The organism is Rhodococcus sp. NPDC055024 (assembly GCF_053608585.1).
On the sequence record NZ_JBSGVT010000018.1, the window covers coordinates 1 to 22,714 of the forward strand.

Here is a 22,714-nt window from a genome sequence, read left to right on the forward strand (position 1 = left end):
GCAGAAGCCGGGCGGCCGCTTTCGACGTGCTCAGGGGATCAGCTGAGGCGCTCGATCACCATTGCCATGCCCTGTCCGCCGCCGACACACATGGTCTCGACGCCGAAGGTCTTGTCCTGCTCCTGCAGGTTGTTGATCAGGGTGTTGGTGATGCGGGCACCGGTCATACCGAAGGGGTGGCCCAGTGCGATCGCGCCACCGGAGATGTTGAGCTTGTCTTCTTCGATGCCGAGTTCGCGAGCGGATCCGAGGACCTGCACGGCGAATGCCTCGTTGATCTCGAACAGGTCGATGTCGGAGATCGACTTGCCGGCGATCTTCAGGGCGTTCTTGACGGCCTGGATCGGGCCGAGGCCCATGATCTCGGGGGACAGGCCCGAAACGCCGGTGGAGACGATGCGGGCGAGCGGGGTCAGGCCGAGTGCCTTCGCCTTGGTGTCGGACATGATCACCAGTGCGGCTGCGCCGTCGTTGAGCGGGCAGGCGTTGCCCGCGGTGACGGTGCCGTCGGGACGGAAGACGGGCTTGAGGCCGCTGATGCCCTCGTAGGTGGTGCCGGCGCGGGGGCCGTCGTCCTTGGAGACGACGGTGCCGTCGGCGAGGGTGACGGGGGTGATCTCACGCTCGAAGAAGCCGCGAGCGATGGCTTCCTCGGCGCGGTTCTGGCTGCGAACGGCCCAGCGGTCCTGGTCTTCGCGGGTGATGCCGGTGGCGGAAGCGACGTTCTCCGCGGTCTGGCCCATGCCCAGGTACACGTCGGGGATCAGGCCCTCTTCGCGAGGATCGGTCCAGGCGACTCCGCCTTCGGCGAGCTTGGCGCTACGAGCCTGCGCTGCGTCGAAGAGCGGGTTCTTCGTGTTGGGCAGGCCGTCGGCGTTGCCCGTGATGAAGCTCGAGACGGACTCGACGCCGGCGGAGATGAAGACGTCGCCCTCGCCTGCGCGGATGGCGTGCAGAGCCATACGGGTGGTCTGCAGCGAGGAGGAACAGTAACGGTTGACCGTGACACCGGGAAGGAAGTCGTAGCCGAGCTGGACGGCGACGACGCGGGCGATGTTGAAGCCCGACTGACCGGCGGGCTGGCCGCAACCGAGCATGAGGTCGTCGATCTCGGTGGGGTCGAGCTCGGGGATCTTTGCCAACGCGGCGGCAACCATCTGAGTTGCGAGGTCATCCGGGCGGATGTCCTTGAGCGAACCCTTCATTGCGCGGCCGATGGGCGACCGTACTGCTGAGACGATTACTGCCTCGGGCATGAAAACTCCTTTTGTGTACTGCTCGCGGGCGGCTTGAACGCCGTCGAGCAGGGCAAGTTGAATGCAGCTTCGACTTACAATTTACGTTGCCACTCCCAGATGGTGGTCACGCAGTCTCACTCAGTTGACGTCGTGGCGCTGACCTGCAGGTTTGGTGCGTCGCGCGAAGGCTTTCCATTGGGTTGCCGCCGCCGTCAGTCGGGCCGCGACGGTGCGAGCTTGCGCTGCCTCCGAGACGTGGGGGAGTTCGGGTAGTGGGCCACCCTGCCACTCCCCCAGAGCCGACGCGAGAACCGGGACGATCTGCTTCGCCGCGAGTTCGTATCCGGCCGCGGACGGGTGGAAGCGGTCCGCGGAGAACATCGTGTCGGGCGAGGCCAGGAATTCCTTGGCCAGCAGGTCAGCTAGAGGAACGGGATGACCTCCGGCGTTTCTGGTCGCGGCGGCCTGGGCGAGTGCGAGGCGATGGCCCCATTCACGCACCACGGAGCGCAGAGGTTGCGGGATTGCCGTGACCACTCCCAGGTCCGGGCAGGTGCCGACCACAACGACGGCGCCGCTCTCGCGTAAGCGTCCTACCGCGTCACCGAGGCGTTTTGCCGAAGCGTGAATTGCGTTCTTGGCGGTGACGTCGTTGGCGCCGATCAGGATCACCGCAGCGTCCGGGGGAGGGCCGGCGACGAACATGGCGTCGACCTGCCCGCTCAATCCGCGTGAGGTGGCGCCGCCGATAGCCTTGGTGCTCAAGCGGATTCGTTTCCCGGTTTCACTCGCGAGCTGCTTCGCGACCTGCACACCCGGAACTTCCGACGCCGTCAGCGCGCCGACGCCGGCCGCAGACGAATCGCCGAAGATCATCAAGTGGAGATCGAAGGGCACGGCCCGCCACCAGAGTTCCGGGTTGTCGGCGCCGGGCGCGTAGACGCCGTCCGCCTCGGGTGGCTTGGCGATATTGCGACCGATCACCCCACGCGCTGCACCTGCCTGCGACATCAGATAGTTGTAGCCCAACCAGGAGAGCGTGCCTGCACTCGATCCGGCCACCACCGTGGCCACCGACGCTTTCAGTCCGGTTCGACTCACACTTGCCAATCTAGCCGGATTGCACCGCCTTCGCCCGACGTCCGCGCGCACCGTTTTCTTCTATCTGGGAACATGGACGAATGCGCATCGCGGAACACGTCGTCGACCTCATCGGCAACACCCCACTCGTCAAGCTCACGTCCGTCACGGGCGAAAACTTCGGCACGGTGGCAGCCAAGGTCGAGTACCTCAACCCGGGCGGTAGCTCCAAGGACCGCATCGCCGTCAAGATGATCGACGCAGCCGAGGCTTCGGGTGAACTGAAGCCGGGCGGCACCATCGTCGAACCGACTTCGGGCAACACCGGAATCGGCTTGGCGCTCGTGGCGCAAAAGCGTGGATACAAGTGCGTTTTCGTCTGCCCCGACAAGGTCAGCGAAGACAAGCGCAACGTCCTGCGTGCCTACGGCGCCGAGGTGGTCGTGTGCCCCACGGCCGTCGCGCCGGACAACCCGAACAGCTACTACAGCGTCTCCGACCGCCTCACCCGTGAGATCCCCGGTGCCTGGAAGCCCAACCAGTACTCCAACCCGGGCGGACCGGAGAGCCACTACGAGACCACCGGTCCCGAGATCTGGGCCGACACCGACGGCAAGATCACGCACTTCGTCGCGGGCGTCGGCACCGGCGGAACCATCACCGGCACCGGCCGCTACCTAAAGGAAGTTTCGGGCGGCAAGGTCAAGGTCATCGGCGCAGACCCCGAAGGCTCCGTCTACTCCGGCGGCACCGGTCGCCCGTACCTCGTCGAAGGCGTCGGCGAAGACTTCTGGCCGACCGCATACGACCCGTCCATCCCGGACGAGATCATCGCTGTCTCGGACGCCGATTCCTTCGAGATGACGCGTCGCCTCGCCCGCGAAGAGGGACTGCTGGTCGGCGGTTCCTGCGGTATGGCCGTCGTCGCCGCCCTCGAAGTAGCCAAGCGCGAGGGCCCAGACGCCCTGATCGTCGTCCTCCTCCCGGACGGTGGCCGCGGCTACCTGTCCAAGATCTTCAACGATCAGTGGATGGCGTCGTACGGATTCCTGCGCACCCCACTGGACGGCAAGACGAACGTTCCCACCGTCGGCGACGTGCTGCGCGGCAAGTCGGGCGAGCTGCCGGACCTCGTTCACACTCACCCGTCGGAGACCCTGCGCGACGCGATCGAGATCCTGCGCGAGTACGGCGTGTCCCAGATGCCCGTCGTCGGTGCGGAACCGCCGGTCATGGCAGGCGAGGTCGCCGGAAGTGTGTCCGAGCGAGATCTTCTGAGCGCGGTATTCGAAGGCCGTGCGCACCTTGCGGATTCCGTCGAGAAGCACATGAGCAAGCCGTTCCCGCTCATCGGTTCCGGCGAGCCGGTCTCGGCGGCCACGAAGGCGCTCGGTGACACCGATGCACTCATGGTGGTCGACGACGGCAAGCCGGTCGGTGTCATCACGCGCCACGATCTCCTGGGTTTCCTGAGTTCGGATTCCTGAGTTCGGATTCCTGCGCCGGCACCGGCGCCATTAGGCTGGGGACCATGAGTGAGCAACGCAGCAAGGCCGACAACATCAGCTGGCAGGGTTTCTCCACGAAAGCGGTGCATGCGGGTTACGAACCCGATCCGCTGACCGGTGCGGTCAACGTGCCGATCTACGCGAGTTCCACCTTCGCCCAAGACGGCGTCGGTGGAATGCGCAGTGGCTTCGAGTACGCGCGAACGGGTAACCCCACCCGTCGCCCACTCGAGGCGAACCTCGCCGCGCTCGAATCGGGAACCTACGGTCGAGCGTTCAGTTCGGGAATGGCGGCCACCGACTGCCTGCTCCGTTCGGTACTTCGACCCGGCGATCACCTGGTCATCCCCGACGACGCGTACGGCGGAACCTTCCGTCTCATCGACAAGGTCTTCACGCAGTGGGGGATCGAGTACACCCCGGCTCCGGTGTCCGACGTCGATGCGGTGCGCGCGGCGATGAAGTCCAACACCAAGCTGGTCTGGGTCGAGACCCCCACGAACCCGCTGCTCAACATCGGTGACATCGAGCTCCTCACCGAGGTCGCCCACGAAGGCAACGCAAAGATCGTGGTGGACAACACCTTCGCGTCGCCGTACCTGCAGCAGCCGTTGCAGCTCGGTGCCGACATCGCGCTGCACTCCACGACCAAGTACATCGGTGGACACTCCGACGTGGTCGGTGGCGCTCTCGTCTGCAACGACGAGGAACTGGACACGGCCTTCGCGTTCCTGCAGAACGGATCGGGCGGCGTTCCCGGCCCGTTCGACGCGTTCTTGACGTTGCGCGGAATCAAGACTCTGGCGCTGCGCATGGAGCGTCACAGCGACAATGCGGAGAAGGTCGTCGAATTGCTCGACGGTCACCCCGCTGTTGCCAGCGTCATCTACCCCGGCCTGGCTTCGCACCCGTCGCACAAGGTCGCGGCCAAGCAGATGCGACGCTTCGGCGGCATGATCTCCGTGCGTCTCAAGGGTGGCAAGGCGGCGGCTCTCGACCTGTGCTCACGCACCGAGATCTTCACGCTGGCAGAATCTCTCGGCGGAGTCGAATCCCTCATCGAGTTCCCCGGTGCGATGACTCACGCCTCGACGGCCGGTTCCGCGCTCGAGGTTCCCGACGATCTGGTTCGCCTGTCGGTCGGCATCGAAGACGCCTCCGATCTGGTCGGCGACATCGAGCAAGCACTGTCCTGATCTTCGCTCTACGGTAATTCGAATTCGAACCTGCAGTGCGCCTTCACACCTCACGAGGGTGTGGAGGCGCACTTTCTGGAGGCATGCGTGAATCTCGAACAGATAAAGGCTGCACAGCAACTTCTCGCCCCGGTCATGCGCCGCACCCCGGTGGTGGCCTCACGAGTGTTGTCTGAAACCACCGGCTTCGCCGTGAGTTTGAAATGTGAAAACCTGCAACGCACCGGTTCTTTCAAGCCTCGCGGTGCCTACAATCGCATCGCAAATCTATCCCCCGAGGAACGAGCCGTAGGCGTGGTGGCGGCGAGCGCCGGCAACCACGCGCAGGGAGTTGCGTGGTCTGCAACAGAATTGGGAATCAAGTCGACGGTCTTCATGCCGACCGGTGCGCCGCTGCCGAAGTTGGTGGCCACCAAGGCATATGGGGCCCAGGTCTACCTGCACGGTTCGACTGTCGACGAAGCGCTCGTCGCCGCTCGCGAATTCGCGGATAGAACCGGAGCGGTCCTGGTCCACCCGTTCGACCACGAAGACGTCGTGGCGGGACAGGGCACGGTGGGCCTGGAAATCCTCGAGCAACTCCCCGAGGTAGGCACGATCCTCGTTCCCACAGGCGGCGGTGGATTGATCGCCGGAGTGGCCGCAGCAGTCAAAGCTGTACGCCCGCAGGTGCGCATCGTCGGAGTGCAGGCCGAAACTGCGGCCGCCTGGCCGGCGTCGTTGGCGGCCGGGAAGCCGACGGCCTTGGCATCGATGTCGACGATGGCGGACGGTATCGCCGTGGGCTGCCCTGGCGAGGTTCCGTTCGCCGAGGTCGCCGCACACGTTGACGCGGTGGTCACGGTCAGCGAGGAAGCGCTGTCCAAAGCGCTGCTGCTATGCCTCGAACGCGCCAAGCTGATCGTCGAACCGGCAGGCGTCGCGGCCGTTGCGGCCTTGATGACCTGCTCGCCGGAGGAATTGGGACTGACCGGGCCGGTATGCGCTGTGCTGTCCGGCGGCAACATCGATCCACTGCTGCTCACGCACGTCATCTCACACGGACTGCGGGCAGCCGGACGGTTCCTCGGCGTTCACATCACCATCGACGATCGGCCGGGTGCGCTGGTCTCACTGCTCGAAGTGGTTCGGGCAAATGGTGCCAGCGTGGTCGACGTCATCCACTCCCGTACCGGTGGCGAACTTGCACTCGACGAAGTGGAAGTCTTCCTCACCGTCGAGACGCGTGGTCCGGACAACAAGGCGGAACTTCTGACGGCCTTCGACCGTGCCGGCTACGCAGTACGCCTGCAGAACTGACGCGCGTTACTCGTCAGGCCAGCCGCCCAGAACCGTCACGCGGAACTCCTGGTCGACCAGCCTGGCGGGTACGTCGAGTTGATGTAGCCAGTCGATGGCCGATCCGCCCATGCCGACCGCAACACGACTCAGTGCGGCGGCCTGGGCGCACGACGATGCAATCACCGACACCGTCCGCCACATCGGCGTCGCCGTCGATTCGCGATGCAATGGTTTGACGGTGCTGGCCGTGGCGATGCCGCAGTCGGACGGGAGAGCTACCTGGCACGTCGGATCCCCGGGTAGGTCTTGAACCTGAATCTGCCAGCCGTCTTCCGGCGCCGGGCCGGCAACGGCGATGTCGCCGCCGAGGCCGACCAACACTCCGCACCCGAGAAGCGTGGCAGTGGAGGCCGCGCAGTGGTCCGCTGAACTGGCGCGGGCCGTCGCGGAGAGATCGAGAACGACGTCGTCCGGGCTGTACACACGGTTGTTCTCGACGCGAATCTTCCACCAGGAGTGAGGGTCTGGCGAGCCGGCTGTAGGGGTGAGTTTGCCGTCGGTCAAGCGTGCGACAGCCAACGCGTCCTCGAGAAAGTGTGCGAACATGGGCGTCACCCCGACGCCCTCGACGTTGCTTGCGGCGCTGACGTAGGTCCGAATCTCGGAGTCGGCACGATCTCGATTGGTGGCGGCGTCGGCAGCGGTGAGGTACCCGCGAACCAGGCTGGCCGCGGAGGGCAGGACTTCAGGGTCAGTGACGACGACCCGAGCCTGCACGCCCCAGGTGAGCCACTCGGAGGCCGAGCGCGGAGTGCTCACGAACCGTTGGAGACGGCGTCCGGGGTTCCGAATCCGGCGACCACGACGGGCCGCTTCGCTACGGGATTCTTGGTGTGAGAAGCCGAGGTGTCCGGCGCGAGCGCCGTGGCCGTAGGAGAGGAAACGAGAGAAAGTCCGCCGCTTGCGAGTGCTCCCGCCACAGCCGTGGCTGCGAGGGCGAGGCGAACGGGTCGATACACCGTAGTGCGTCCCCGGGCGGGTCGTGGCCGATCGTCGCTCATGCACTCAGCTTGCACGCCGAACCTGAGAAAAGCCTTGGCGTCTGTAGTCATTTGCGTAACGCCCACCGAGATAAATGAGACATTGGTTACAGGAGTCGCGAGACTTAGCCGTGTCGAATGCATGTTCGAAAGAGTAGATGTTCGCACCGACAAGTTTCGGGTACGACCACGTACATGGGTTTTCAGAGGTTTATCGGAGGTTCGGATGGCAGTCGGTGTCCTGGCGATCGCTGTGTCGATCGGCACCGCACTGGGCGTGATGAGTGGAACTCTCGGCGCGCCCGCTCAAGTCGAGAAGAACGAGTCTTCGAATGCTGCAGTCTCACTTGCAGCCTGGAACGGGCCGGCGCGAACACAGGACACACCTGAGGGAATCGTGCCTTCCGTACCTTCCAACTTTCCGGGAGCGACGTTGGCGCCCGTGGGAGCGGTGGCAGTGTTCGCACCGTGGATCAAGAAGGCCGGTGCTCTCTGCTCGGAGATCACGCCCGCGGTGATCGCCTCGCTGTACTCGGTCGAGAACGGATTCAAGTACGGACCCGACACCGACATCTCACCTGAGGGTGGACGCGGGCCTGGCCGTTTCACCACCGCGGCGTGGACTGCCTATGGCAAAGACGGTGATGGCGACGGGAAGATGGACATCCTGGGCGTCGCCGATCCGGTGATGACAACCGGCTACCGGTTGTGCGATCTCGTGAAGCAAGCGCAGTCCTGGCAGAAGTCCGGTGAAGTCGAGGGCGATACCGTCGACCTCGCCCTCGCGGCATACGACGTCGGACCCGATGCCGTTCGTGAAGCGGGCGGCGTTCCGGCGGACAAGTCAGGCGACGTTCCCGCCGAGCAGGCGGCCGCCGCTCCGTTTGTCGCCCAGATCAAATCCTTGCAGGACTCGTTCGCCCTGATGCTCGCACCCTTCGACTACAACAACCTCGCCGCTGCGGTGGGCGGCGTCGTCGAGGCCGGTCTGAAGTTTCTCGGATTGCCCTACGTGTGGGGCGGCGGAAACGTCAACGGGCCGTCGATGGGTGGGTTCGACTGCTCGGGCTTGACGTCGTACGCGATCCACGCGGCAACTGGCGTGACTCTGCCACGGACCTCCGAGACGCAGTGGGGCGTCGGCGTCGAGATCCCGCTCGACCAGGCGCAGCCCGGTGACCTGTTGTTCGGTAACTGGCAGGCAGGCGGACCCGGCCACGTGGCGATCTACGTCGGCAACGGCCAAATGCTTCACGCACCCACGTTCGGCGACGTCGTGAAGGTCGGCCCGATCTTCGCCGGTATGAAGGCTCGCCGCGTGGTGTGAGTGCGCCGGAGCTGCAACGCCGATAGAGCAAGAAGCGCCACCCGACCGAGTCGGGTGGCGCTTCTTTTCAGAGCTGGTACTTCTTCAGAGCTGGTACAGCCGATCAGCTGTGGTAAGGCTCCGCGCTCAGCAGCGTGACCTTCATGGTGCTGCCGTTGGGCAGGTTGTACTCACGCGTGTCGCCGACCTTGGCTTCGAGCAATGCGCCGCCCAGCGGTGAGTTCGGGGAGTAAACCTCGAGCTTGGCGTCACGTGCGCCTTCTTCGCGGGTAGCGATGAGGAACGTCTCGGTGTCACTCTCGTCGCCGTCGTAGTAGACCTTGACTACGGATCCGGGCAGTGCAACACCGGACTGCGTGGGGGCTTCGCCGACCTTGGCGCTGTTCAGCAGCTCCTGGAGCTGGCGAATGCGGGCTTCCTGCTGACCCTGCTCTTCGCGGGCAGCGTGGTAGCCGCCGTTCTCTTTCAGGTCGCCCTCTTCGCGACGCTCGTTGATCTCGGCGGCGATGACAGGGCGATTGGCGATGAGCTGGTCGAGTTCGTTCTTGAGCCTGTCATGTGATTCCTGGGTAAGCCAGGTCACCTGGGTCTCGGTCATCTCGATCACTCCCTAGTAGTCGGAGCCGGGGGCTCCCTCGACGATCGCTGCAACAGCAGCGAACAACGACGCAGAAGCACCACCAGGGGTGCAGCCTTGCCGTCAAACCTTGCGTCAATGCAGCAATACACGGTTCCACCCGGAACCGTGTATCGGGCAATTCTATCACGCATGACTACCCGCCCTGTCCGGCGCCAAACGTCCGGCAGGGTGGGTGCGTCCGAGGTCAGCTCTTGGTCAGGTACTCCGGAACGTCGAAGCTGCAGCCGTAGACGTCGGCCATGCCTGGCGGCTGGGACGTCTTGACCTCGGTGTTGAACTCGAGTGTCTGATGTTCCGAAGGCGGGACGTAGACCTCACGCCGACCGGTTTCGGAGCCGTCCTTCGAGCGGGCGCGCACGATGCACATCGCTTCACGTGACGAATCGTCACGCGTGACGGTGAAGCGGATCTTCACCGTGGCGTCGTTGGCGATGTCGAACGAGATGGTCTCGGTCTCGATTTCCTTGACTGCGAATTTTCCGTACGCGTAGTACGCGATTCCGCCGCCGACGACGATGACGAGAGCGGTCAGAGCCCACACCATCCACTTGCGGGGACTGCCCGTGCGAGTAGTGCTCGGGTACCGATCTTGGGGAAGCGGTTTGCTCATCACTCTGCTCTCGAAGACTCGAGTTCACGTGTCGTGCAGCAACTGACTGCGCCCCACCGAACTACTGAAGGGGTCACGGCTGCGCCAGGAACTCTCGGGTGGAACTATAGAGGACGTGTCCCGTCGCGCCGTCGGTAGGTTTGACGGCAGTCGGTACGTTTGACGGCAAAGGCTCGGAGCAATTCGAGCGGTACAGAGCGTGTTGGTCGAAGACTGCCGGCGACGGCAATAGGTGAACTGCCGGCAACGGCTCCAGGTGAAGTTGAGGTGAACGAACACGTGAGCGGATTCCGGCTCATGGCCGTCCATGCCCATCCCGACGACGAGTCGAGCAAGGGTGCGGCCACCACCGCCCGTTATGCAGCCGAAGGCCACGAAGTGATGGTCCTGACACTCACCGGGGGTGAGCGTGGCGACATTCTCAACCCGGCCATGGACGTTCCCGGCGTCCGCGATCGAATCAGCGAAGTCCGCCAGGAGGAGATGGCCGAGGCCGCTCGCATCCTGGGCGTGAAGCAGCGCTGGCTCGGTTTCGTCGATTCCGGGCTCCCCGAGGGCGACCCTCTTCCGCCGCTGCCCGAAGGGTGCTTCGCCCTCGTTCCGCTCGAAGAGTCCACGCGCGCTCTGGTCAAGGTGATTCGCGAATTCCGTCCCCATGTCGTCACGACGTACGACGAGAACGGCGGGTATCCGCACCCGGACCACATCCGGTGCCACGAGGTGTCGATGGCTGCGTACGAAGCCGCCGCCGATCCCGAGTACTTCCCCGAGGACGGTCAGCCGTGGGAGATCAAGAAGCTCTACTACTCGCACGGATTCATCCGTAAGCGCCTCGAACTCTTCCAGGAGGAGTACGAGCGCCGGGGTGAGCCGTTCCCGATGGCGGACTGGCTCAAGAAGTGGAAGACCGAACGTGGCGACATGATGGTCCGGGTGACCACTCAGGTCACGTGCGGCGATTACTTTCCTCAGCGTGACGACGCTCTGCGTGCGCACGCGACGCAGATCGATCCCAACGGTTCGTTCTTTGCTGTGCCGCTCGACATTCAGCAGAAGATCTGGCCCACCGAGGAATTCGAGCTCGCCAAGACGCGGGTCACCACGTCCATTCCGGAAACCGACCTGTTCGCAGGTCTCGAAGAGGACGCTCAGAAGTGAATGCTCTGTCCGCCGAGGTAGTTCTCGGCACCACACAATTTCTTGCTCAGACCCCGAGTAATCCATCCGGCCCGGAGTTCGGAAAGTCGTCTCCGGTCGGATTGCTGGTCATTCTGGCGCTGCTCATCGGTGTGATCCTGTTGGTTCGGTCGATGAATCGCCAGCTCAAGAAGCTGCCGGAAACCTTCGAACCGGATCATCCCGAACTCGATCAGCAGGCGGACGAAGGTACCGACCGGGGAGCGATCACAGCTCCGAGCCCGGCGGAACCGAACGTCTCTACCGAGAAGAAGCCGAAGCAAGAATCCTGAGACGGACGAGGTAGCGACGATGGACCCACGGATGCGGAACAACCTGGGTGGGTCCTCGAGCCCTTACCTGCGTCAGCACGCCGACAATCCGGTCCACTGGCAACAGTGGGGCGAAGAGGCGATGGAGTGGGCGCGCGAGCGCAACGTGCCGATCCTCCTCTCGATCGGGTACTCGGCGTGCCACTGGTGCCACGTCATGGCACACGAGTCGTTCGAGAACGACGAGATCGCGGCGATCATGAACGCGAACTTCGTCTGCGTGAAGGTGGACCGCGAAGAACGTCCGGACATCGACGCCGTCTACATGAACGCGACGGTCGCGATGACCGGTCAGGGCGGCTGGCCGATGACCTGTTTCCTGACTCCCGACGGCTCACCGTTCTACTGCGGTACGTATTACCCGCCGACGCCTCGCGGCGGAATGCCCTCGTTCACACAGCTTCTCGAAGCGATAGCGGACACCTTCACCAATCGGCGCGACGAGGTCGACAACGCGGCACAGTCGATCGTCACGGAACTTCAGCGCGCGTCCGGCGGAATCCCGTACGGCGGCGCGCCCGTCGATGCGGAGCTGCTGGATGCGGCGGGTCTGTCGATCCTCGGCGACGAGGACATTCCGCGCGGGGGATTCGGCGGGGCACCGAAGTTTCCGCCGTCGGCACTTCTGGAGGGAATGCTCCGACAGTTCGAGCGCACAGGTTCGAACGAGATTCTCGGAGGCATCGAGCGCACCGCCGAAGCAATGGCACGTGGCGGCATCTACGACCAGTTGGGTGGCGGTTTCTCGCGGTACTCGGTCGATGCCGAGTGGGTGGTTCCGCACTTCGAGAAGATGCTCTACGACAATGCGCTGCTCCTGCGGTTCTATGCGCATTGGGCGCGGCGAACCGGATCGGACCTGGCCACTCGCGTCGCCGCGGAGACCGCAGGGTTCCTGCTCGCCGATTTGCTGGCCGAGAACGGTTGCTTCGCTTCGGCTCTCGATGCCGACACCGACGGCGTCGAAGGCCTCACGTACGTATGGACGCCGGCGCAACTGGTCGAGATTCTCGGCGAGGACGACGGGCAGTGGGCGTCGGAGTTGTTCCGGGTCACCGATACCGGAACCTTCGAAGAGGGTGCGTCGGTATTGCAGTTGCTCCATGACCCCGACGACTGGTCGCGCTGGCAGAAGGTCTCCGACGCACTCCGTGTCGTCCGGGCTCAGCGTCCACAGCCGGGCCGCGACGACAAAGTGGTGACTGCCTGGAACGGGCTGACCATCACGGCTTTGACGGAAGCGGGCCTTGCCCTGGACCGGCCCGGTTGGATCGACGCGGCAGCCGAGTGCGCTGGCGCTCTTCTCGACCTTCACCTGGTAGACGGTCATCTGCGCCGTGCTTCCCTCGGCGGGACTGTCGGCACCCCGACGGCAGTGCTCGAGGATTACGCAGCGTTTGCGACGGGCCTCCTGGCTCTCTACCAGGCAACGGGATCTGCGCGATGGCTTGATGCGGCGCAGCAGTTGCTCGACGTCACTCTCGATCATTTCGCCGATCCGGCCGAGCCGGGAAGCTGGTTCGACACAGCCGATTTCGCGGAGTCTCTCGTCACCCGGCCCCGAGACCCGTTGGACGGCGCGACGCCTTCCGGTGCGTCGAGCGTCGCCGAGGCTCTGTTGACCGCAGCGGCGTTGACCGGCGCCGAGCGCTCCTCTCGTTACGCCCAGGCCGCGGCGGACGCGATGGCGAGGGCCACGCTGCCGCTCGAGCGTGCGCCGCGGTCGGCGGGACACTGGCTCGCGGTGGCAGAAGCGTCGTTGCGTGGGCCGATACAGGTGGCCGTGGTCGGCGAAGGCTCGCTGTTGGCCGCCGCCCGCCGGCTTGCCCCCGGTGGTGCGGTGGTGGTGGGCGGAGCGCCGGATTCTTCACCGCTGCTTGCCGATCGACCCCTTGTCGACGGTGGTGAAGCCGCGTACATCTGCCGGGGATTCGTGTGCGATCGGCCGGTGACGACGGCGGTGGAACTGGCGAGTCAGTTGAACACGACGAGCCATACCGCGATGTAGTGGCAGATCGCCGCGACGACCGTCGCGGCATGGAAGAACTCGTGGTGACCGAAGGTCGTGGGCCACGGGTTGGGCCATTTGGTCGCGTACAGAATTGCGCCGACGCTGTAGAAGATTCCGCCGACGAGAAGTAGCACCATCGGCGCCACACCGACCTGGTGTGTCAGTTCGCCGACCACTGGGACGATCGCCCAGCCGAGGATCAGGTAGAGCGGGACTCCCACCCATTTCGGGGCGGTGGGCCAGAGCATCTTGAGCGCTACGCCGGCGAGCGCACCGGCCCACACGATCGCAAGAATGATCTTGCCGGTGTCGGTGGGGAGGCCGAGCATGGCGAACGGTGTGTAGCTGCCGGCGATGAAGAGAAAGATCATCGAATGGTCCGCACGCTTCATCCACGTACGGCCCTTGACCGTCTGCCACTGGATGCGGTGATACGTCGCGCTGATGCCGAAGAGGCCGCAGATCGTGATGCTGTAGATCGCGGTTGCCCAGGCCGCCTTGGCGCCTACCTGAGCGCCCGCCACGGACACGAGAACGATGCCCGCCACGACGGAGACACCGAGCGCCCACAGGTGGATCCAACCGCGCATGCGTGGTTTGACCGGAAGCTCGTCGAGCCCGAATGCCGTCATGTGCAACCCCTCTCGTTCCGTGCTGTTGCGAACCGCGTAACCTACGGTACCGTAGGTTACGCACCAGTAGCATAACCTACCTGCGGGTTTTCGACGCGTACAAAAAGCGTGACGGCGCTCGCATGTGGCTGTCACTGCCGGGCGTAGTCTTTGACACCATGGTGATGTCACGGTGAATCTGCGCGGACTGCTGTACAGCATCTACGAGCGACGGCTCCTCAGTCATCTCGACGGTCTCGCGCACCCGCGGCACGTAGCCGTTATGTGTGACGGAAACCGGCGATGGGCTCGCGAGAACGGCTTCACCGATGTCAGTCACGGGCACCGCATGGGCGCACTCAAGATCGCCGAATTGCTGGAATGGTGCGACGCCGCCGGAATCGAGATGGCAACCATCTATCTGCTCTCGACCGAGAACCTGCGCCGCGAACCGGAAGAGTTGGACACCCTCCTCGAGATCATCACCGACGTCGTCGAAGAGATCTCCGGGCCCGGCAAGAACTGGAGCGTGCAGATCGTCGGTGCCCTCGATCTTCTGCCCCCCGAGCAGTCCAGGCGATTGCGGGAAGCTGCAGCCGGAACAAGTGGCCGAACCGGAACGCATGTCAACGTCGCGATCGGATACGGCGGGCGGCAGGAGATCGCCGACGCCGTCCAATCGCTCCTACGCGACAAGATCGGTGAAGGTCTGAGCGGAGACGAACTGATCCAGGCCGTCACGGTCGACGGCATCGACGGCCACCTCTACACGTCGGGGCAGCCCGATCCGGATCTGGTGATCCGCACCTCCGGCGAGCAGCGGCTCTCCGGATTCCTGTTGTGGCAGAGCGCCTATTCGGAGATATGGTTCACCGAGGCGTACTGGCCCGAGTTCCGCCGAGTCGACTTTCTGCGGGCCCTGCGTGACTACGCGGCGCGCCACCGCCGGTTCGGCGCCTGAGTCGTCTCAGAGCTTGCGCAGTCGGAGCCGGTTGATCGTGTGATCGGCGTCCTTGCGCAGCACCAGGGTTGCGCGAGGGCGGGTGGGGAGAATGTTCTCCACCAGGTTCGGGTGATTGATCGAGTTCCAGATCTCCTTCGCCGCGATGGTCGCGTCACGGTCGGAGAGGCCGGAGTAGTGGTGAAAGTGAGCGTTCGGATCGGCGAACGACGTCTTGCGTAGTGCGAGGAACCGCTCGATGTACCAGGCTTCGATGTCCTCGATGCGGGCGTCGACGTAGATCGAGAAGTCGAACAGATCGGAGACCATCAGACGTGGGCCGGTCTGCAGGACGTTGAGGCCCTCGATGATGAGGATGTCCGGCTGGCGGATCAGATGGTACTGGCCCGGGATGATGTCGTACGACGTGTGTGAATACACCGGCGCCGCTACTTCTTCCGCGCCGGACTTGACTTCCGTGACGAAGCGCAACAGCTTGCGACGATCGTAGCTTTCGGGAAATCCCTTGCGGTGCATGATGCCTCGACGCTGGAGTTCCTTGGTCGGATACAGGAATCCGTCCGTGGTGACGAGGTCGACGCGCGGATGGTGATCCCAGCGGGCCAGGAGAGCTTGCAGCACACGAGCTGTCGTGGATTTTCCGACTGCAACCGAACCGGCGACACCGATGACGAAGGGCACCTGACGATCGGGATGCTTCTCACCGAGGAACGTGGCGGTCGCCGCGAACAGTCGTTGGCGCGCCGCCACCTGCAAGTGGATCAGACGTGCGAGGGGGAGATAGACCTCCGCAACCTCTTCGAGATCGATCTGCTCGCCGAGACCGCGCAGGCCGTACAACTCGTCCTCGGTCAACACCAGCGGCGTCGACTTACGCAGTGTCCGCCACTGCTTGCGGTCGAACTCGACGTAGGGACTCGACTCGTTGGTACGCGCCATCAGCCCAGCTCACCGGCGCGTAGTGAACCCGGAGCCCGGCGGACGAAACAGCTATGCGAGCAAGCCAGGCGCGAGTGCGCACGATCCGAGTGCATAGTCGGATTGTGCTCGGTGCCACGTCCGGGACTTTCGCCGGGTGGCATTCCGGAGCGAGCGGCTAGGCTCGGTCGTTATGGATCCAGACACACTTGTTCGCCAATATCTGCTGCTCGGACTGGGTTTCGACCGTCTCGAAGACGGATTCGTCGATGCGTTCACCGGTGACCCGGCGTTGCGGAAGCAGGTCGAGAGCGCCCCGAAGCCCGATCCGCGCGAACTTGCCCGCACGGCACGTCAATTGCGGGGCGAACTGGCCGGAAGTGGTCTGAACGCCGAGCGCGCTCACTTCATCGACGTTCACTTGCGCGCCCTCGAATGCTCCGGGCGCAAGTTCGCGGGTGAGGACATCGGCTTCGTGGACGAGGTGGAGGCGTACTTCGACGTACGAATCGCCAAGGGAAACGAGGACGCCTACAGCGACGCTCACCGGTTGATGGGTGACGTTCTCCCCGGTCCGGGACCGTTGGCGCAGCGGGTGCAGGCGCATCGCAAGGCCGACGAGATCCCCGCAGCAAGACTGAACGAGTGCGTCGAGGCAATGTCGAGTGCGCTGCGCGATCTGGTCCGCGGCACGTTCGGGCTTTCCGCGTCGGAAACCGTCGAATACGAAGTGGTGGGGGACAAGCCGTGGTCCGGCTTCAACTACTACCTCGGTGACTACCGCTCCAAGGTTGCGATCAACTCGGACCTGCCGCAGTTCATGGCCAACTTGCCGCGGCTGATCGCGCACGAGTCCTACCCCGGCCATCACACCGAGCATTGCCGCAAGGAAGCCGGCCTGGTCGGGACCGGCCAACTCGAGCAGACGCTGTTCCTGGTCAACACGCCGCAGTGCATCATGGCCGAAGGACTCGCGGATCTGGCGCTCGAAGCGATAGTCGGCCCGGACTGGGGTTTGTGGGCGCAGGAGATCTACGCCGATCTCGGATTGTCTTTCGACGGGGAGAAGGCGCAACGGCTCTCCACCGCGTCGGGGCAACTGCTGAGCGTTCGTCAGGATGCTGCACTGATGTTGCACGACGAGGGCCGCAGCCTCGACGACGTGGCGCTCTTCCTCGAACGGTGGTCGCTGTCGACGCCGGAACGCGCGCGGCAGTCGCTCAAGTTCCTGTCTTCACCGCTGTGGCGGGCCTACACCAGCACGTATGTCGAGGGATACCGGTTGCTCGGGGGCTGGCTGGACGAGGTGCCGGTAGGCGCAGAGCGCACCGAACGCTTCCGCAGGCTGCTCGACGAGCCGCTGGTTCCCAGCTCTCTGCGTGCTGCCTAGTGCCGGGTGGAGACGGCGGGAGCGAACTTCGTAGACTGGACGCATTCGTTTCCGCATCCAGCTTGGAGATTCTTCGATGACCGCTGTGCCCGGCTCCGACGTCAACTCTGCATCACTCGCCGAACTCGACCCCGAAGTCGCCGAGGCGATGGCTGGTGAATTGGCTCGTCAGCGCGACACGCTCGAGATGATTGCGTCGGAGAACTTCGTTCCCCGCTCGGTTCTGCAGGCTCAGGGCAGCGTCCTGACCAACAAGTACGCCGAGGGCTACCCGGGACGTCGTTACTACGGCGGTTGCGAGCACGTCGACGTCATCGAGGATCTCGCGCGCAACCGTGCGAAGGAACTCTTCGGCGCGGAGTTCGCGAACGTTCAGCCGCACTCGGGCGCACAGGCCAATGCTGCTGTCCTGATGGCACTGATGAACCCGGGTGAGAAGCTGCTCGGCCTCGACCTTGCACACGGTGGCCACCTCACGCACGGCATGAAGCTCAACTTCTCCGGCAAGTTGTACGACGTCGCGTCCTACGGCGTCAGCAAAGAAGATCACCGAATCGACATGGACGAGGTGCGCTCGATCGCCCTCGCCGAGAAGCCGAAGGTCATTGTCGCCGGCTGGTCCGCGTACCCGCGTCAGCAGGACTTCGCGGCCTTCCGTGCGATCGCGGACGAGGTCGGGGCATACCTGTGGGTCGACATGGCTCACTTCGCCGGATTGGTTGCGGCAGGCCTGCACCCGTCGCCCGTCCCGTACGCGGACGTCGTCTCCTCGACCGTCCACAAGACCCTCGGTGGACCGCGTTCCGGTCTGATCCTGGCGAAGAAGGAGTGGGCCAAGAAGATCAACTCCGCTGTCTTCCCCGGTCAGCAGGGCGGACCGCTCATGCATGCCATCGCGGCCAAGGCAGTCACCTTCAAGATCGCTGCGGGCGAAGAGTTCAAGGATCGTCAGGCACGCACGCTTTCCGGTGCGCGCATCCTTGCCGAGCGTCTGGGGAACAAGGACGTCGCAGATCAGGGCATCAGCGTCCTGACCGGTGGCACCGACGTGCACCTCGTTCTTGTGGACCTGCGTAACTCGCAGCTCGACGGCCAGCAGGGTGAGGACCTTCTGCACGAAATCGGCATCACGGTCAACCGCAACGCTGTTCCGTTCGATCCCCGCCCGCCGATGACCACCTCCGGTCTGCGTATCGGTACTGCAGCGTTGGCCACCCGCGGATTCGGCGATGCCGAGTTCACCGAGGTCGCCGACATCATCGGTACCGCACTGGCCGGCAACGCGGATCTGCCGGCGCTGCGTGCGCGCGTCGCCAAGCTCGCCCTCGACCTTCCGCTGTACGACGGTCTCGAGAACTGGGGCCTGCTCAGCAAGAACGTCTAGGAATTTCTTCACCGACGGCCCGGCCCCTTTCGAGGGGCCGGGCCGCTGGTATTTGCGGGTCGTGGTTCACGGACTTGTGGCATCGGTCACATGACCGATGGTGGCGGGGTTCGGCGCTTCCTAGCCTGAGAACATCACCCCTCCGGCGAAGGAAATCCCATGACCGAACAGAATCTGCATTGGCTCTCCGCTACCGAGATGGCGGCGGAGGTCGCGTCGAACAGTCTCTCGCCCAACGAGATTGCCGAAGCGATGATCCAGCGCGTCGACGCCGTCAACCCGTCGATCAACGCGATAGTGCAGTTCGATCGCGAGCAGGTCACGCGCGACGCGGCCGAACTCTCACGGCAGCAGGAATCGGGCGAGAAGCTCGGCCCGCTGCACGGTGTTCCGTTCACGATCAAGGATCTGACGGCAGTGGACGGGCTGCCGACCACGTTCGGGATGAAGCCGATGGCCGACAACATCGCGACGGGAAATGCCGTCGTCGTGGACAGGCTGCGCGGCGCGGGCGGACTGTTCCTGGGAAAGACGAACACTCCCGAAAGCGGCTACTACGGTGGCACGGACAACCACCTGTACGGGCCGACGCACAACCCGTGGAAGCTCGGCAACAGCGCGGGCGGGTCCAGTGGCGGTGCGTCGGCTGCTGTGGCTGCCGGCCTCGGGCCACTCGCCGAGGGCAGTGACGGCGCCGGATCGGTGCGAATCCCCTCGGCTCTCTGCGGGGTTGTCGGGCTCAAGCCGACCACCGGTGTCATCCCGCAGACCATCCTGGCCGGCCGGTTCTACAACTGGGCGTACCACGGTCCGATCACCAGGACGGTTGCCGACAACGCGCTCATGCTCGACGTCATGGCCGGGCCGCACAATGCGGATCCGCTCTCGATCGAGCGTGCCGAGACCTCGTACGTCGAAGCGGCGAAGGGTGACGTGAAGGGACTTCGTGTTGCGTGGTCGACGAATCTCGGCCTCGGACATGTTGATCCGGAAGTACTGGCCGTGTGCCACGACGCGTTGTCGGCATTCGAGGAACTGGGTGCCCAGATCACCGAGGCAACGCCGGAGTGGGGAAATCCGTCGGAATCGATGTGGAACGGCATCTGGGTTCCCGGTTTCGCTTCGGAGTACGACCTGCTCGACTGGGAGAACCTACGAGGTGAGGTCGACGACAATCTCATCGAGATCATGCACGAGGCCGAGCGGCTCACCGGTGTCGACGTCGGGCGGGCCGATGCATTCCGCGGCGTCATGTGGGACACGTGGACCACGTTCATGAACGACTACGACGTACTGGTCTCGCCGACCTTGGCGTCGGCCACGTTCCCGCTCAGCCAGTTCGCACCGTCGTGGCTCGAAGGTGCGTCGCTGCGTGAGCAGTTGCTCGATTGGCTCTTCACTTACCCGTACAACATGCTCAACAACCCGGCGATCACCGTGCCTGCCGGATTCACCGCCGACGGCCGACCGGTGGGGCTGCAGATCGCCGCACGCCACCGTCAGGATGCACTGGTCCTACGGACGGCTGCGAACTTCGAGGCAGCTCGTCCGTGGGCCGACAAGAAGCCTGCCGATTCGCTGGTGGTGGCCTAGCTCACACAATTGACTAGATTGGTGCAATGACGTCTGTACTGCCTGATCGCGGCGCTGGACCTGACATGTTCGCGCCGCGATCGCCGGCGGCGGGGGCGTACGGCATTCTCGGTCTGTGCGCCGAAGAACTTCGCGTGCGTGGACTCGAGTACTCGGCTGCCGCGGTCACCTACCGAGACCCGTCGACCGGGCGGCATCGGGCTCTGGCGAGTTCCGGATACAACGCCAGGGTGCTCGAGTTCCTGCTCGACGACTTCGTGGCCGATCGAAATCTCTTCGGCATCATTCGCGAGGCATCGGGTGTGCCGGTGTTCTGGCAGGACGTGCCACGGTTCGAGCAGGTCGAGATGGTCACCGATGTTCTACGGCCGTCCGGGTACGCCGAGGGTGCGTCGGTCGCGTTGGGGTTTTCCGGCCGTGAGGTGACCGGATTGCTGCACATGAGCTTCGCGGATTCCGGCGTCGTCGATCGCGTGCGAGAGGTGGTGGCGGCGTCCAGCGCGGCCTGCTCTCGCGTAGTGGGGGACCAGGTGGCGCTCGATCGCGTCCACCTGAGCCCACGGGAGATTCAGGTTCTGCAATTGGTGGCCAAGGGCGCGGGCAATGTCGAGATCGCCGAAGAGCTGTTCGTCAGCCGACGCACTGTCGCCACCCATCTCGAGAACATCTTCGTCAAGACCGGAACAAATTCGCGGGTTCAGGCAGCGGTGCGCGCCGCCAAGTGGGGTCTGATCGAGTCCTGAGTGACTCCGAATCACACGTGTGGCATTTTGTTACCTGGCGTTCACCAGATGTGCGGCTCGTTCCGTGGCGCGAGTGTCCGATCCGCAGTACCGTCGGCAGTAACGAGTAACCAGAAGTTACTTGTGCGGGAGGTTCTGATCGTGACTGAAACACTCAGTACGAGAGGGCCGGCGCCCGGCCCTTGTTTCAGCTGACACTGCGTCACCTGACACCAGAGCCGTCCGGCCCAGCGAGCTGAGTTTGCGCGGGTGCCGCGCAGACCTAGGAGCCCAACGTGACTGCATCACGCTCCGTCTCTGCCCACTCGGCCCGGGCTGATCTATCAGCCGGGAATCATTCGGGAGATGCACTTCGCACGTACGTCTTGGATACCTCGGTACTACTGTCCGATCCATGGGCTGTCACTCGATTCGCCGAACACCACGTGGTACTGCCACTGGTCGTGATCAGCGAACTGGAAGGCAAACGACACCACCACGAACTGGGATGGTTCGCCCGAGAATCGCTCCGCATGCTCGACGATCTCCGGATCGAATACAGCCGACTGGACCGTCCGGTGCCGATCGGCACCGAGAACGGGACACTGCAGGTCGAACTCAATCACACCGACCCTGCGGTCTTGCCCGTCGGATTCCGCACGGACAGTAACGATTCGAGGATTCTGGCGTGCGCCTTGAACCTTGCGGCAGAGGGCAAGGACGTAGTCCTGGTCAGCAAGGACATCCCGCTTCGTGTGAAGGCAGGCGCGGTGGGGCTACCCGCCGACGAGTATCACGCTCACGACGTCGTGCCCTCCGGATGGACGGGCATGACCGAACTGGACGTCGCCTCGACGGACATCGACGAACTGTTCAACGAGGGGTTCCTGGACCTCGACGAGGCGCGAGATCTGCCGTGTCACACGGGTCTTCGCCTGTTGGGTGGTTCGTCGAGCGCGCTCGGACGGGTGACTCCGGACAAGCGCATCCAGTTGGTGCGCGGTGAGCGCGAGGCGTTCGGATTGCACGGCCGCTCCGCCGAGCAGCGCATTGCGCTCGATCTCCTCATGGACGAGAGTATCGGCATCATCTCTCTCGGAGGTAAGGCAGGCACCGGTAAGTCGGCCTTGGCTCTGACGGCAGGTTTGGAAGCCGTTCTCGAGCGCCGCACTCAGCGGAAGGTTGTCGTCTTCCGTCCGCTGTATGCCGTTGGCGGACAAGAACTCGGCTACCTTCCCGGTAGTGAGGCCGAGAAGATGGGCCCGTGGGCTCAGGCCGTCTTCGACACTCTCGACGGGTTGGCCTCGCCCGAGGTCCTCGAGGAGGTTCTCGCCCGCGGAATGCTGGAAGTGTTGCCGCTGACGCACATTCGCGGTCGGTCGCTACACGATTCGTTCGTGATCGTCGACGAAGCGCAGTCCCTCGAACGAAATGTTCTGCTGACAGTGCTTTCTCGTCTGGGAACCGGGTCGCGAGTGGTTCTCACGCACGACGTCGCGCAGCGTGACAATCTGCGAGTAGGCAGGCACGACGGAGTTGCGGCCGTCATCGAAAAGCTCAAGGGGCACCCGCTTTTTGCGCACATCACACTCACTCGCAGTGAGCGTTCGCCGATCGCCGAGTTGGTGACCGAGATGCTCGAGGAGTTCGGCCCTACTTCCTGAGAAGTAATCTCCCCGTGCGGACTTCGGTCTGC

Annotated in this window: 21 protein-coding genes; 13 read left to right on the top strand and 8 right to left on the bottom strand. The window is 64.2% G+C overall.

The genetic code is table 11. The features are described 5' to 3' along the window. Positions 1 to 38: 38 nt before the first annotated feature. Together ACWF6P_RS27650 and ACWF6P_RS27655 are read right to left on the bottom strand one after the other, a co-directional pair. Positions 39 to 1,256, bottom strand: a complete 1,218-nt coding sequence (locus ACWF6P_RS27650) for an acetyl-CoA C-acetyltransferase (protein WP_019744600.1) — start codon at positions 1,254 to 1,256, stop codon at positions 39 to 41. Between the two features lie 120 nt (positions 1,257 to 1,376). Continuing rightward, on the bottom strand, positions 1,377 to 2,339 hold the full coding sequence (locus ACWF6P_RS27655) for an SGNH/GDSL hydrolase family protein (RefSeq protein WP_452623186.1): 963 nt from the start codon (positions 2,337 to 2,339) through the stop codon (positions 1,377 to 1,379). Positions 2,340 to 2,419: 80 nt separating this feature from the next. Between ACWF6P_RS27655 and ACWF6P_RS27660 the strand changes: the two genes are divergently transcribed. The 3 genes from ACWF6P_RS27660 to ilvA all read left to right on the top strand — a co-directional run bounded on the left by ACWF6P_RS27660 (position 2,420) and on the right by ilvA (position 6,321). Beyond that, positions 2,420 to 3,805 carry a cystathionine beta-synthase gene (locus tag ACWF6P_RS27660; protein ID WP_230814199.1) on the top strand — a complete coding sequence of 462 codons (1,386 nt, stop codon included), beginning with the start codon at positions 2,420 to 2,422 and terminating at the stop codon, positions 3,803 to 3,805. A 44-nt stretch (positions 3,806 to 3,849) separates the two neighbouring features. Then, a complete protein-coding gene (locus ACWF6P_RS27665; protein WP_230814198.1) occupies positions 3,850 to 5,022 on the top strand; it encodes a cystathionine gamma-synthase in 1,173 nt (390 codons plus the stop codon). A 135-nt stretch (positions 5,023 to 5,157) separates the two neighbouring features. Beyond that, entirely contained in the window at positions 5,158 to 6,321 is a 1,164-nt protein-coding gene (ilvA, locus tag ACWF6P_RS27670; protein WP_452623246.1) for a threonine ammonia-lyase, read from the top strand. 6 nt (positions 6,322 to 6,327) lie between these two features. On the opposite strand, the gene ACWF6P_RS27675 is transcribed toward ilvA, so the two are convergent. Together ACWF6P_RS27675 and ACWF6P_RS27680 are read right to left on the bottom strand one after the other, a co-directional pair. Next, positions 6,328 to 7,122: an FAD:protein FMN transferase gene (locus ACWF6P_RS27675; protein ID WP_452623187.1), complete on the bottom strand. Its 795-nt coding sequence runs from the start codon at positions 7,120 to 7,122 to the stop codon at positions 6,328 to 6,330. Beyond that, the gene (locus tag ACWF6P_RS27680) at positions 7,119 to 7,364 is read right to left on the bottom strand and encodes a hypothetical protein (RefSeq protein ID WP_153211881.1); all 246 of its coding nucleotides are present in this window, start codon (positions 7,362 to 7,364) and stop codon (positions 7,119 to 7,121) included. The genes ACWF6P_RS27675 and ACWF6P_RS27680 overlap by 4 nt, the downstream gene beginning before the upstream one ends. A 205-nt stretch (positions 7,365 to 7,569) precedes the next feature. Between ACWF6P_RS27680 and ACWF6P_RS27685 the strand changes: the two genes are divergently transcribed. Next, the gene (locus tag ACWF6P_RS27685; RefSeq protein ID WP_378450024.1) at positions 7,570 to 8,670 is read left to right on the top strand and encodes a C40 family peptidase; all 1,101 of its coding nucleotides are present in this window, start codon (positions 7,570 to 7,572) and stop codon (positions 8,668 to 8,670) included. 103 nt (positions 8,671 to 8,773) lie between these two features. On the opposite strand, the gene greA is transcribed toward ACWF6P_RS27685, so the two are convergent. Next, positions 8,774 to 9,268: a transcription elongation factor GreA gene (greA, locus tag ACWF6P_RS27690; protein ID WP_007726385.1), complete on the bottom strand. Its 495-nt coding sequence runs from the start codon at positions 9,266 to 9,268 to the stop codon at positions 8,774 to 8,776. Between the two features lie 226 nt (positions 9,269 to 9,494). After that, complete coding sequence (locus tag ACWF6P_RS27695) at positions 9,495 to 9,920, bottom strand: DUF4307 domain-containing protein (protein WP_230814194.1); 426 nt, start codon at positions 9,918 to 9,920, stop codon at positions 9,495 to 9,497. Between the two features lie 279 nt (positions 9,921 to 10,199). On the opposite strand from ACWF6P_RS27695, the gene mca reads away from it, so the two are divergent. Genes mca through ACWF6P_RS27710 form a run of 3 tightly spaced genes read left to right on the top strand, consistent with a single transcriptional unit; the run spans position 10,200 to position 13,436 of the window. Beyond that, on the top strand, positions 10,200 to 11,078 hold the full coding sequence (gene mca / locus ACWF6P_RS27700) for a mycothiol conjugate amidase Mca (RefSeq protein WP_378450041.1): 879 nt from the start codon (positions 10,200 to 10,202) through the stop codon (positions 11,076 to 11,078). Then, positions 11,075 to 11,389: a hypothetical protein gene (locus tag ACWF6P_RS27705; RefSeq protein ID WP_007726381.1), complete on the top strand. Its 315-nt coding sequence runs from the start codon at positions 11,075 to 11,077 to the stop codon at positions 11,387 to 11,389. The genes mca and ACWF6P_RS27705 overlap by 4 nt, the downstream gene beginning before the upstream one ends. 19 nt (positions 11,390 to 11,408) lie before the next feature. Further along, positions 11,409 to 13,436 (top strand): thioredoxin domain-containing protein, encoded by a 2,028-nt coding sequence (locus tag ACWF6P_RS27710; RefSeq protein WP_452623188.1) that lies wholly within the window; start codon positions 11,409 to 11,411, stop codon positions 13,434 to 13,436. Here ACWF6P_RS27710 and trhA read toward each other — a convergent pair. Continuing rightward, entirely contained in the window at positions 13,403 to 14,071 is a 669-nt protein-coding gene (trhA, locus tag ACWF6P_RS27715) for a PAQR family membrane homeostasis protein TrhA (RefSeq protein ID WP_452623189.1), read from the bottom strand. The two genes, ACWF6P_RS27710 and trhA, sit on opposite strands and share 34 nt — an antisense overlap. A 172-nt stretch (positions 14,072 to 14,243) precedes the next feature. Between trhA and ACWF6P_RS27720 the strand changes: the two genes are divergently transcribed. Then, complete coding sequence (locus tag ACWF6P_RS27720; RefSeq protein ID WP_214885238.1) at positions 14,244 to 15,011, top strand: isoprenyl transferase; 768 nt, start codon at positions 14,244 to 14,246, stop codon at positions 15,009 to 15,011. A gap of 6 nt (positions 15,012 to 15,017) precedes the next feature. On the opposite strand, the gene coaA is transcribed toward ACWF6P_RS27720, so the two are convergent. Then, complete coding sequence (gene coaA / locus ACWF6P_RS27725) at positions 15,018 to 15,950, bottom strand: type I pantothenate kinase (RefSeq protein WP_378539526.1); 933 nt, start codon at positions 15,948 to 15,950, stop codon at positions 15,018 to 15,020. Positions 15,951 to 16,122: 172 nt separating this feature from the next. On the opposite strand from coaA, the gene ACWF6P_RS27730 reads away from it, so the two are divergent. The 5 genes from ACWF6P_RS27730 to ACWF6P_RS27750 all read left to right on the top strand — a co-directional run bounded on the left by ACWF6P_RS27730 (position 16,123) and on the right by ACWF6P_RS27750 (position 22,682). Continuing rightward, positions 16,123 to 17,319 (top strand): DUF885 domain-containing protein, encoded by a 1,197-nt coding sequence (locus ACWF6P_RS27730; RefSeq protein WP_452623190.1) that lies wholly within the window; start codon positions 16,123 to 16,125, stop codon positions 17,317 to 17,319. A gap of 76 nt (positions 17,320 to 17,395) precedes the next feature. Then, positions 17,396 to 18,703, top strand: a complete 1,308-nt coding sequence (gene glyA, locus ACWF6P_RS27735) for a serine hydroxymethyltransferase (RefSeq protein WP_452623191.1) — start codon at positions 17,396 to 17,398, stop codon at positions 18,701 to 18,703. A 159-nt stretch (positions 18,704 to 18,862) separates the two neighbouring features. Then, the gene (locus ACWF6P_RS27740) at positions 18,863 to 20,296 is read left to right on the top strand and encodes an amidase (RefSeq protein ID WP_452623192.1); all 1,434 of its coding nucleotides are present in this window, start codon (positions 18,863 to 18,865) and stop codon (positions 20,294 to 20,296) included. Positions 20,297 to 20,322: 26 nt separating this feature from the next. Beyond that, positions 20,323 to 21,039 (top strand): helix-turn-helix transcriptional regulator, encoded by a 717-nt coding sequence (locus tag ACWF6P_RS27745; RefSeq protein ID WP_378450030.1) that lies wholly within the window; start codon positions 20,323 to 20,325, stop codon positions 21,037 to 21,039. 275 nt (positions 21,040 to 21,314) lie between these two features. Next, entirely contained in the window at positions 21,315 to 22,682 is a 1,368-nt protein-coding gene (locus ACWF6P_RS27750) for a PhoH family protein (protein WP_452623193.1), read from the top strand. Positions 22,683 to 22,714 lie beyond the last annotated feature (32 nt).